Here is a 3,038-nt window from a genome sequence, read left to right as displayed (position 1 = left end):
CGCATGGACCGGCCGGTGCGCCGGGTGCTGCCGCGCTCGCTGCTGGGGCGGTCGCTGCTGATCGTGCTGATTCCGCTGCTGGTGACGCAGGGGATCTCGCTGGAGCTGTTCTACGGCAATTACCTGAAGGTCGTGTCGCGGCGCATGTCGGGCAGCATCGCGGCCGAGGTCGCGCTGACGGTGGACCTGCTGAACCATTATCACACCGCCGGCGACCGGAGCTGGATCATGCAGCGGGTGCGCCGGCGCACGCAACTGGACATAGGGTGGCAGCCGGGATGGCGGCTGACCCGCATCGGGTCGAGCCACGTGCTGGGGCCGATGGATGACGATCTGGCCCAGGCGCTGGCGGATTCGCTGGGGCGGCCGACCTATATCGACTGGATCGGCGACAGGCATACCGTCCATATCTATATCCAGCTTCCCGACGGGGTCCTGAGCGTCGGCGCGCCGCGCAAGCGGCTGGACGTGGCGCCGATCTGGTTCGTGGCCTGGGCGGTGGGCAGCACGCTGCTGCTGTTCATGATCGCCAGCCTGTTCATGCGCAACCAGGTGCGGGCGATCCGGCGGCTGGCGCGTGGGGCGGAATTGTTCGGCCTGGGGCGCGATACCGGGCCGATCCGCCCGGAGGGCGCGCAGGAGGTGCGCAAGGCGGCGGTGGCGTTCAACCGCATGCAGGAGCGGATCTTCCGCTTCGTGGCGCAGCGGACCGCGGTGCTGGCCGGGGTGTCGCACGATTTGCGCACGCCGCTGACGCGGCTGCGCCTGTCGCTGGCGATGATGCCGCAGCAGGGGAGGGTCGATGCCGCCGCGCTGCGGGACGACGTGGCGGACATGATCGCCGACATCGCCGAGATGGAGCGGATGATCGAAAGCTATCTGTCCTTCGCGCGGGGCGAGGGGGCCGAGACGCCGGTGTCGGTCGGAATTGGGCCGCTGCTGGAGGATGCCGCCGCGTCCTTTCGCCGAGCGGGGGGCGAGATCCTGTCGATTTCCGTGCCGGTGCCGGTCGAGATTATCGTGCGGCCGGATGCGATCCGCCGGGTGTTGGACAATGTGATGCAGAATGCCCGCCGTCATGGCGGGCGCGTGGCGTTGAGCGCCGCGCCGGACGGGCGCGTGATCATGGTGTGCGTCGACGATGACGGGCCGGGGATTCCGCCGGACCGGATGGAAAGCGTCTTTCGCCCGTTCGAAAGCGGCAGCGGGGGCGGCACGGGGCTGGGCCTGACGATCGCCCGCGATATCGTGCGGGCGCATGGTGGCGACATCGCCCTGCGCGCCAGCCGGCTGGGCGGTCTGCAGGTGCGGATCGTGCTGCCGCTATAGGCCGGTGTCAGGACAGGCCGGCATCAGGCCGTGATATCAGGGCAGCGAATTGCCCGTGCCGCCATGGCCCGGACCGTTGTTGAAGCCCATCGGGCCGGTGCTGCCGCCGAACGTGCTGTCCAGGTTGCTCATCGGGTTGTAGCGGCCGACATTGCCCAGGATCTGCTGCATGATATTGACGCTGGTGCCCGGAGTCGGGGTGACGGCGCCGACCATGGAGACGGGGCGCGCGTTGCTCTTGTCCAGGGTGCGCAGGGTGCGTAGCGTACCCTTGTCGTCGAAATTCAGCACCACGACCTGCTGCTGGCGGATGCTGGGGAAGCTGAGCGGCGTCTGCGCGGTCCGCATGGAGATGTAGATCCACGTATTGTCGTCGAACGTGGCGCGCGTGGTCGGCGAGCCCAGCAGGTCCATCGCGTCGGCACGCGTGCTGACGCCGGGTTTGAGCTGGGTATAGTCGTCGCGTTCGATCAGCGAGCCGCGCTGGAACGGCCGGGACGAGAAGACCGAACAGCCGGAGAGGAGCATGCCGAGGCCGACGACGGCGCAGGGGAGAAGGCGCCTCGCCGGGCGGAGGGCCGAATTCGTGTCCGAAGGTGACCGCATGGCCTGAAGGGCGTCCTGATCCAGGGTAAACTCATCTGTCGGGTGCCCGATTGGGGTGGCGAAGTCAATTCTCCATCGCCATAGATGGGTGAATATCCCGCGTGCCGGCCGGACCGGAGAGCGGGCGGCGTATAGCGTATAAAGGAGCTGGCTGTTCATGGAGGCGGAATTTTCCCGCAAGGTCGCGGTGGGGCGGATCGCCGCGTCGGGCATGGACTTGACGATCGAGGCGGACGCGCGCGAATGCGCCGCTCTGGCCGCGCGTTTCGGCCTGCCGGCGGTGCGCGCGCTGTCCTGCCGCTATCGCCTGACGCCGGGGCGGCGGGGCGAAATCTACGCCGAAGGCTGGCTGGCCGCGACGGTCGACCAGGTGTGCGTGGTGACGACGGATCGGTTTGCCAACGGGGTGGCCGAGACGTTTGCTGCGCGCTTCGTCCCGGCCGAGCGGTTTCGCGAGGATGAGGATCTGGACCCCGAGGCGGTGGACGAGATCCCTTATGCGCGGGACATGATCGACCTGGGCGCGCTGGCGGCCGAGGAATTGTCGCTGGCGCTGGATCCCTATCCGCGCAAGCCGGGTAGCGTGCTGCCCGAAGGTGTCGGCCAGGTGGATGTTCCGCCCGCGAATCCCGGAGACGGGGACGCGCCCAGGGACGCGTCGGGGGAGATATCGGGGGAAAAGCAGTCGCCCTTCGCCGCCCTGGCGGCGCTGAAGAAGGCGCCCAACTGACCGTGCGGCGGGGTGCGTCGCCGGAGAGATGCTTGCGGAATGTCGTGCGGTCTGCTAGAGGCGCCCCCTCATTGTCGATAACTGACCGGGACCCGTGTGATGACGGAGCCCGGTTAAGATCCCAGATCGGAGGGGCCCGGGCCCATGGCTGTACCCAAGAGAAAAACCTCGCCGTCCCGTCGCGGCATGCGTCGCAGCCACGAGGCGCTGCGCGTGCAGGCCCATGCCGAGTGCGCGAATTGCGGTGAACTGAAGCGGCCGCACCATGTTTGCAGCCATTGTGGCCATTATGACGGCCGCGAGGTCGTTGCCGCCGGCAAGGCGCTGAAGACCGCCGTCCGGGCCTGAGCCGGCGGCGCATGGCCGGCCGGTC

At 68.5% G+C, this 3,038-nt stretch carries 4 protein-coding genes; 3 read left to right on the top strand and 1 reads right to left on the bottom strand.

The features are described 5' to 3' along the window. On the top strand, positions 1–1,329 hold a 1,329-nt coding region (locus tag HUK84_RS13690), incomplete at its 5' end, for an ATP-binding protein (protein ID WP_246285679.1). A gap of 36 nt (positions 1,330–1,365) precedes the next feature. Here the strand turns inward: HUK84_RS13690 and HUK84_RS13685 are convergent. After that, positions 1,366–1,935: an outer membrane protein assembly factor BamE gene (locus tag HUK84_RS13685; RefSeq protein ID WP_176640782.1), complete on the bottom strand. Its 570-nt coding sequence runs from the start codon at positions 1,933–1,935 to the stop codon at positions 1,366–1,368. Positions 1,936–2,092: 157 nt separating this feature from the next. On the opposite strand from HUK84_RS13685, the gene HUK84_RS13680 reads away from it, so the two are divergent. After that, positions 2,093–2,665, top strand: coding sequence for a YceD family protein (locus HUK84_RS13680; protein ID WP_176640781.1), 573 nt, complete (start codon positions 2,093–2,095; stop codon positions 2,663–2,665). 144 nt (positions 2,666–2,809) lie between these two features. Further along, positions 2,810–3,013: a 50S ribosomal protein L32 gene (gene rpmF, locus HUK84_RS13675; RefSeq protein WP_176640780.1), complete on the top strand. Its 204-nt coding sequence runs from the start codon at positions 2,810–2,812 to the stop codon at positions 3,011–3,013. Positions 3,014–3,038 lie beyond the last annotated feature (25 nt).

Source organism: Nguyenibacter vanlangensis, assembly GCF_013376155.1.
Classification (GTDB): Bacteria; Pseudomonadota; Alphaproteobacteria; order Acetobacterales; family Acetobacteraceae; genus Gluconacetobacter; species Gluconacetobacter vanlangensis.
This window is presented reverse-complemented; position numbering and strand designations above follow the sequence as displayed.